Here is a 7,554-nt window from a genome sequence, read left to right as displayed (position 1 = left end):
GTGATGGGCGCCCTGCAGAACATCCGCCAGGCGAGCCAGCAGACCGCCGCCGGCACCCGCGAGGTCGAGGCGGCCTCGGCCAACCTCACCGAGCTCGCAGGAGCCCTCATGGCCCTCGCCGAACGCTACCGGCATTAGGCGCCTTTCAGCGCCTGTTCTGATGCACCCGGCCGAGGAGCCCCTGGTTGCTCGGTCATCTCCAAGAGGCCTTGGGCCTGCGCGATGAACAGATCAACCTGCACCACCCCTTGAACGATCGCGACGATGAGATTGGCGTTCGCAATATCGATATGAGGTAGCCTACTCGTTTCCCGGCTACGCAGGTCGGAGAGCAACGCCGTCATTTCATCCCGCCGTAGCCGCAGGTCCGCGAGGATCACCTCAGCCCGCGCTGCCTGCAGGCTCGTAGCTTGGCCCCCGGCCAGGAGCGCTACGGCGGCGACATCGGTCCGAGCGAGAGCCGATTGCTCAGCCCCCTTCGGGCGTAGTGGAATGATCTGTCGGCTCATAGTTCCGCATCCGCCTATCGGGAGGCTTGTAGCCCTGATGCCGGCATACAGCCTGCCAACGACAATGAGAGTCCGTCTTGTAGGCAGGCGTGATGCCTTGCCACCGGTCGCCGTGCATCAATCTCACGCCGCCTGAGCGTTCAAGGTACCTAGACAGGCTGTGCGGTCACAGATGCCCTGAGGCTTGATGCAAGCTACAGGCGCCCCCCAGAAATGGTGGTAGAGTCGTAGGCGTTCGCCCTTATCGTGCTCCTGTCAGGTTTGTGACGGCAAGCCGATCATGCTGCCCGCCCTTGGGCTACCAGAATAGACATGGCGTTCTCGAGTTTGACCGCCTCACTTGCCAACTGACGAGCAACACCTTGCAACTCGTCCGCTGCCGTTCCAGCAGTGTTCGCTGCGTTGCTGACGCCCGTTATGCTGCCAGCGACCTCTTGAGTGCCTGCAGCGGCTCGGCTCACATTCCCTGCGATTTCTTGGGTTGCCGCCCGCTGCTGATCGACGGCGGCTGCCATCGTAGCGGCGACCTGATCCATCTCGCTGATCATTGTGGCGATCCGCTCGATCGCCGTGACGGCGGAAGCTGTGGCACTCTGCATCCCCGCGACCTGCGCAGAGATTTCCTCCGTTGCCTTTGCGGTCTGGCCGGCGAGGCTCTTCACCTCTGCCGCCACCACAGCAAACCCACGACCCGCCTCGCCAGCCCGTGCCGCCTCGATCGTCGCGTTGAGAGCCAAGAGGTTGGTCTGGCTGGCGATAGAGGAGATGAGCGACACGACATCGCTGATACGAGATGCGGACCCGGACAAGCCTTGGACGGTCGCGTCGGTCTGCTGTGCTGCTTGGTTGGCAGCTTGCGCGATCTCGGCGGCACGTGTGACTTGCTGTGACACCTCGCTCAACGATGCCGACAACTCCTCCGCCGCCGCCGCTACGCCATCGACGTTCTGGGAAGCCTCCTGTGACGCGCCTGTCACGGTCTCAGCAAGGCTCGCGGTCTCGGTGATGGCTTGGACAGTGAGCCCGGCACGACTGCTGACGGCGTTGGCCCCCTCAGTCACGCCGGCCACGATGTCCTGGACTTGGTTCTGGAAACCTTTGAGTTGCATGAGGGCATCATGGCGCCGCTCGTCATCGACCCGCGTGTAGGTCTCCAACAACAATTCCAGATCGAACCAAGCCAGTTGGCTGATGACGCTGGTAAGAGCCCGATGCCCGCTAATCCGCTTCAACGTTCGGGGCGTCCCGAACGCTTGCGGGATCGGTGCGGCCAGACCAAGTTCACGAACAAGGGCTCGCGACACGACAGAATGGCAGATGACGATAGCGTAAGCCGGTACCTTGTTTCTGCTGAAGGCCGTTGCCAACCGCTCGATTGACTCGTCAAAGGCCGCCCCAATTTCACCGGAGGCAACCATGATCCAGTGCGCAAGGCGTGCTTCATGAACCTCGGGCACTCGCAACGCCGCATCAATCTCTGGCCAACTTGCAAACGTTTCCTGCAATTCGAAGAGCAACGTAGGCATGCGGTTCCGCACGACTTCCGCCTGAGCTCTGATCAATGCAAGATCATCGGCACCGACGCCAAAAACACCGAGACTTTTCTTGTGCTTGGTGCCGATCATTGTCGTTCTAAGCTCGTAAGGCAAAATCCAATTAAGTATCGTACCAAGCCCAAAATATTTGATTAATTCCACCGCTGGCTCACTCAAAAGTGAAGCTACCGCACCGCCAGCATACGAAGCTGGCGGTGATCGGTCAGGTAGCAAGGTGTGCCATTGAGTGGCCTCAAGCTGTTTCGGCAGCCTTGCTCCACCCACGGACCTTCGAGGCAGCCTACGAAGTGCTATCAGCCTTGGCCCTGCCACCGCGGGTCGCGGGTGTCGCGGCGAAGATCTCATCCAATGAAGTAGCCTTGAGCGATGACTTCCGCCGCATCTGACCGAGACCAAGGGAGCGCGCCAGCTCGGAACGCTGCGCCGAGTAGTTGGCGGTCGTCATCGGGTAGTCGGCCGGCAGGCCGTATTTCGTCCGGTAGGCTTCGGGAGTCAGACCCCGCAGCGTCAGGTGCCGGCGCAGCGTCTTATAGGATTTACCGTCCTCGAAGCTGATCAGCGCATCCGGCGTGACCGACTTCTTGATCTGAGCTGCGGTCGCTTTCTCAGGGCTCACGGGTTCGACCGGGGCTTCATTGCCGAGGCCAGTAAGGGCAGCATGCACCTTGGCGATCAGAGCCGCCAGTTCGCTCATCGGCACGTTGTTATTCGAGACGTAGGCGGCGACGAGATCCGCCGTCAACTCAATGGGGCTGCTCGTCGATGCGTGTTGTGTCTCGTCCATGTCTAGCTCTCAATCTCCTGCAACCCATAGAGTAGATTATCATACATATATCTTACTAGATCGGAAGTCATCGATCTAAAATCTTTCCAAAATTCCCCGCAACCTCCTCCTTGAGGCGGTGTTATTAAGCCATTCAACATCCATCGAACTGGCCTTCGATGGACGAAGCAGCATGGGCGAACCTGTGTACCCGGCTTGTTCAACATGAACGGCATCACCAAAATGCCAGTGGCAAAGGGCCGCGATAGCCCCTTCTCCGGCGGGCATATGACAGAAAACCACGCGGCTTGGCTGATCGTCGGCGGCTTCACTCATGTGGGTGATTGGCGGCTCAAACCTGATAGTTCGCGGGCTGTGTTCCACGGCGATGCGCCGAAAGAGGCAGGCGTGTACGCCTACCTCGTAGACGGGGTAATATTTTACGTCGGCTCAGCCCAGATCGGGATAAGGGTACGCCTTCGGCGCTACGTTCTGGCAGATAACAAACGCACCTCGATGAGGGTCCGCCAGGCGATCGAGGCAGAGTTGCGAGCCGGTCGAACGGTGAAGGTCTTCACCATCGTGCCAGAGCCAATCAACTATCGCGGACTTCCGATCGACCCCGTGGTGGGCCTTGAGGAAGGCCTGATCCGCTTCGTGAAGCCGGAATGGAACCTGAGGGGGCTTGGACGGACCGGAAAGACGCTGCTGCCGTAGGTGGGCTCGATGCCTGATATCGACGCTGAATGATGCGCAGGGCGGGCCACTCGCTCACTGCCAGTTCTAGGTCGGTGACGTAGAGCACGCCGTTCGTGACGGTGAGGCCGTCGGCGACCCATGCCTGCCAGTCCTCGACGAGGATCTCACGAGTGGCTTGCCGCGGCAGGAATGCCGGGCCACATTAAAGGGATGGCGCCAAACGATCGGCCAGCCGATGACGAGGCACGGGAAGCGGGTTCCTGTGAAATTGAGCCGCAATCGCTGGGCAGGTGAGATCCGCCGCGCTCGCATCGCCGCCATCCTCAAATGGCTGTCTATTGCCCTATCCTGTGTTTGCCTCGTGTTGGGGGTGATCCTGTTCGACGGTAAGGGGATCTATGCCGGAGCAGCTGCGTTCGCAGGCGTTATCTGGTTCGTAGCCGATCCTTACAGCCGCGCGGATCGCCTGGCGGCGCGGATTGAGGCTTGGCGTTCTGAGCCGCCTTCTCGGTGAAATAGGGATAGGCTTGATTGCGAGCAGACGCCTTCAAGGATCATGCGGGCAGCGGGTTTCTCTAACTGATGCCTACGCCGGCTCTTTGGCGAGTGCATCGAGGGCCTGGGCGAGGCCGTGGAACGAGAGCGGGATGGCGACGTCCTGGCCGGCGGCGTTCTTGAACGCGATGCGGCCGAGCTCAGCCGAGCCGCGCCAACGGCGCAGCGCATCCTCGCGCACGCTCGCCTCCGCCACGCAGCCGCCGGGCAGGCAGCGGCGCCAGGCCAGCTCGAAGCCGGTCGTGTCCTTTTCGTCGGTCAGCACCCGCACGCTGCTCGGCAGCGCGACGTTGGGCGGCAGGATCGCAGTCACCTGTAGCGGCTCGCCCGCCGACACCCGGCCGATGGCGATCTGGGCGATTGGCTGAGCCTGACCCTGCACCTGCATGGTCTGGGCCGCCTCGCAGATCCGCACGGGCCGATCGCCACCGCCGCGCTGGCAGCGCAGCACCCAATCGCCGAAGCTCGCCGTGGTGCTGCCAGGCTCCGTCGGCACCGGGGCGGGCTTGGCCGGGGCGGCAGGCGCCGGCTTGCCGCCCTGCGCAAGGGCCAGCGCGGCCGGAAGCGCAGCGGTCGCGGCGCAGAGCAGCCCGAGGGCTAGGCGGCGGCTGGTGTGTGCGGGCATGGCGGGTACTCAGCTTGGCTTCGGTTGGTCGTAGAATGCGAACGGCCCGCGCAGGGGGATGCGCGGGCCGTGATGCGTCTGATGGTCCGGTCCTAGAACCGGACGTTGAAGTTGCCCTTCACGCCGTGATCCTGGGCGCGGGGGCCGACCTGGCCGGTGTAGTTCAGGCCGATCGTGGCAGCCGAGGTCACCTGCCAGTCGAGGCCGGCCGAGGCCACCAGGGCGTCCCGGTCGATCGGCACACCCGAGGCGATGAAGCTCGGGCCGCCCGCGCCGAAGCTCAGCAGCGCCGAGGGCACCACGTCGCCGAAGGCCCGGCGGTAGCCAATCAGGCCGCGGGCGATCAGCGGGCGGTTGTCCCCGAACGCATCACCGAGCACGAGCTGACCTTGGATACCGGCGGTGGCGGTCTGGATGTCGTAGCCGCGGCCGGCCACCGTCAGCGCTGCGATCCCGCCCTGCTCGGTCAGGCCGTCGCGGCGGATGTGGATCGCCGCGCCACCCGCGAACGGCTCGACGTAGCCGGTCGCCGTGCCGATGCGGTAGCCGACCTCGCCGAAGCCCTGCACCGTCTCGCCGCCGGCCTTGCCCGACAGGCTCTGCGAGAAGCCCGGGAACGCGGCCGTCCGGCGTGCCGTCAGGGAGTTGTCGGCGTAGGCCGCACCGAGCCGGACCTGGAGCGGTCCGACCGGGCCGCGGGCGTAGACCGCACCGTAGGCGCTCTCCACCGTGCCCGAGGACAGCCGGCCGGTGACGTCGAACCCGGTGAAGCTGTAGCCGCCGGCCACGCCGACCCGCCACGCCGACAGGTCCGCCCCGGCCCCCGTCAGGCCGGACAGGCTGGTCTCGGCGCCGAGCACGAAGCCGCTGGTCTGGCGCGACAGCCCGGCGGCGTTGCCGTTCGAGGCCGTGTTGCCGAAGGCGCCGAACGCCTGGCCCCAGACCGCGTAGGCCGGCACCACGAGCTGCGTCGGCACCGCCGAGAGCGTGGGTGCGCGGCCCGGCAGGTCGGCGGTGTAGGTCCCCGGCAGGGTCGAGCCGGGGGCGAAGCGCTGGCCGACGCTGCCGGGCGCACCGAAGCCGCCGGCAAAGCCGTTGCTCTCGCCGAAGCGCAGGTGATCGAGGATGGTCTCGCGCACGAACGTGGCGCCCTCGAACATCGTCGTCACCGCGCTGGCATAGACCTCACCCGACAGAGCATTGAACGCTTGGCGGGACTGCGCGGCCGAGAGCACCGCGATCGCGTCGTAGATCGGCGCGCCGACGCCGAGCGCCTGGGCGGCAGCGGCGACGTTGGCCTGGTTGCGGGTCTGCGCGGTGGCGCCGAAGGCCAGGTCGTTGCGGGCAAGGCGCAGGTAAGCGTCGTTGGCGTCGTAGGCGAGGAACGGCGTCAGGAAGGCGAAGTTCGAGGTCACGCCCGCGAACCGCCCGGTCAGGCCGCCGGCCGTCGTCAGGATGGTGTAGCGCGTGCTCGGCGCATACGTCCCCGTGCCGGCGGTGACCTGAACCGTGCCGCCCTGCAGCGTCGCGGTGCCGGTGCTCGCGATGCGGTCGGACTGCCCGGCTGCCGTGGCATCGACCCGGTAGATCGACTGGCTGGTAAACAGCACGTTGCCGTCGACGGTCAGCGTGCCGAGGCTGCCGGCCGCGGTGGTGGTCCCCGGCGCGACGATCGCACCGGATTGGGCGATGAGGCCGCCGATGGTCCCCGTGCCGCCGACGACTGCAGCGTTGGCCACGGTGACCACCGTGTTGGCGAGGCTGCCGTTGACGACGAACCCGCCTGTGGCGACCGTGGTCGGCCCCGAGAGGGTGCCGGTGCCGGTGTAGGTCAGGGTGCCGGCTCCCTGCTTCACGAAGAGGCCGGTGCCGTTGACCGCGTTGTTGAGCGTCGCATCGCTCGCCTGATCGATCACCAGGGTGGTGTTGCTGGTCACACTGCCGCTGCCGAGGCTGGCCGCCGAAGCCACCAGCGTGCCAGCCGAGACCGTGGTGCCGCCCGAGTAGGTGTTGGTGCCGGTGAGCGTCAGGGTGCCGGTGCCGAGCTTGGTCAGGCTGGTGGCGCTACCGCCGTCGACAATTGCGCCGGCGTAAGCCGTCGAGCTGTTGTCGCCGTTGGTGGTCAGCGCGCCGTTGCGCAGGATCGCCGCCGCGTTGTTGCCCGAGAGCGAGCCCACCGTGAAGGCGGTCCTGCCGAGATCGAGCGTGCCGTTGTTGGTCAGCCCGGTCACCCCGGCAAGCGGGCCGGTGAGCGCGAAGCTCGCGCCCGCCGCATTGGTCACCGCCCCGGCGATCCGGCCCGCCGCGGTGATCGCGCCGGCGTTCGTCACTGCACCGTTGATCGTGCCGGAGGTGGCCAGGCTGCCGCCGGTCACCACCACCGCGCCGTTGATCGTGCCGGTGTTGGTGCTGGTGCCGGCGCTGTTGCTCAGACCACCGTTGAGCGTCGCGGCATTGCCGAAGGTGCCGCCGTTGGCGACGCCACCGTTGATCGTGCCGGTGTTGGACAGCGTCCCGGCATTGGAGACCGGCGCGGAGGCCGTGGTCCAGGTGCCGGTGTTGGTCAGCGTGCCGCCGGCGTCGTTGCGGGCGTTGCCCTGCCACAGGCCGGCATTGCTCACGCTGCCGGTGTTGGCCGTGAGGTTGCCTGTCCACACGCCGGTGGTGCGGTTGGCGATCGTGCCTGAGGCGGCGTTGCTCACGTCGGCGTTATAGCGCCCGTCGTTGACCACGCTGCCGGTGTTGGCCAGCGCGTCGGTGATGGTGCCGCCCTGCGCCACCGCGATCGAGCCGGAATTGACGATCCCGGCCGGCGCCGTGAGGCTGCCACCCGAAGCCACCGTCAGG

General features: G+C 65.8%; 6 protein-coding genes. 1 reads left to right on the top strand and 5 read right to left on the bottom strand.

What is annotated here, in order from left to right:
- Positions 1–134: 134 nt before the first annotated feature.
- The 3 genes from MKK70_RS18460 to MKK70_RS18450 form a co-directional block, all read right to left on the bottom strand.
- Positions 135–509 carry a hypothetical protein gene (locus MKK70_RS18460; RefSeq protein WP_243949278.1) on the bottom strand — a complete coding sequence of 125 codons (375 nt, stop codon included), beginning with the start codon at positions 507–509 and terminating at the stop codon, positions 135–137.
- 278 nt (positions 510–787) lie between these two features.
- A complete protein-coding gene (locus MKK70_RS18455) occupies positions 788–2,134 on the bottom strand; it encodes a globin-coupled sensor protein (protein ID WP_243949277.1) in 1,347 nt (448 codons plus the stop codon).
- 211 nt (positions 2,135–2,345) lie between these two features.
- A complete protein-coding gene (locus MKK70_RS18450) occupies positions 2,346–2,849 on the bottom strand; it encodes a MucR family transcriptional regulator (protein WP_243949275.1) in 504 nt (167 codons plus the stop codon).
- A 204-nt stretch (positions 2,850–3,053) separates the two neighbouring features.
- Between MKK70_RS18450 and MKK70_RS18445 the strand changes: the two genes are divergently transcribed.
- Positions 3,054–3,545, top strand: a complete 492-nt coding sequence (locus MKK70_RS18445) for a hypothetical protein (protein WP_243949273.1) — start codon at positions 3,054–3,056, stop codon at positions 3,543–3,545.
- Between the two features lie 568 nt (positions 3,546–4,113).
- Here MKK70_RS18445 and MKK70_RS18440 read toward each other — a convergent pair.
- Both MKK70_RS18440 and MKK70_RS18435 read right to left on the bottom strand, forming a co-directional pair.
- The gene (locus MKK70_RS18440) at positions 4,114–4,707 is read right to left on the bottom strand and encodes an invasion associated locus B family protein (RefSeq protein WP_243949271.1); all 594 of its coding nucleotides are present in this window, start codon (positions 4,705–4,707) and stop codon (positions 4,114–4,116) included.
- Between the two features lie 92 nt (positions 4,708–4,799).
- Positions 4,800–7,554: autotransporter domain-containing protein (locus tag MKK70_RS18435; protein ID WP_243949270.1), on the bottom strand; the 2,755-nt coding region annotated here is incomplete at its 5' end.

Origin of the sequence: Methylobacterium sp. E-041 (genome assembly GCF_022829665.1) — a bacterium.
Classification (GTDB): domain Bacteria; phylum Pseudomonadota; class Alphaproteobacteria; order Rhizobiales; family Beijerinckiaceae; genus Methylobacterium.
Note: the sequence above shows the minus strand (reverse complement) of the source record. Positions and strands in the feature narration are given on the sequence as shown.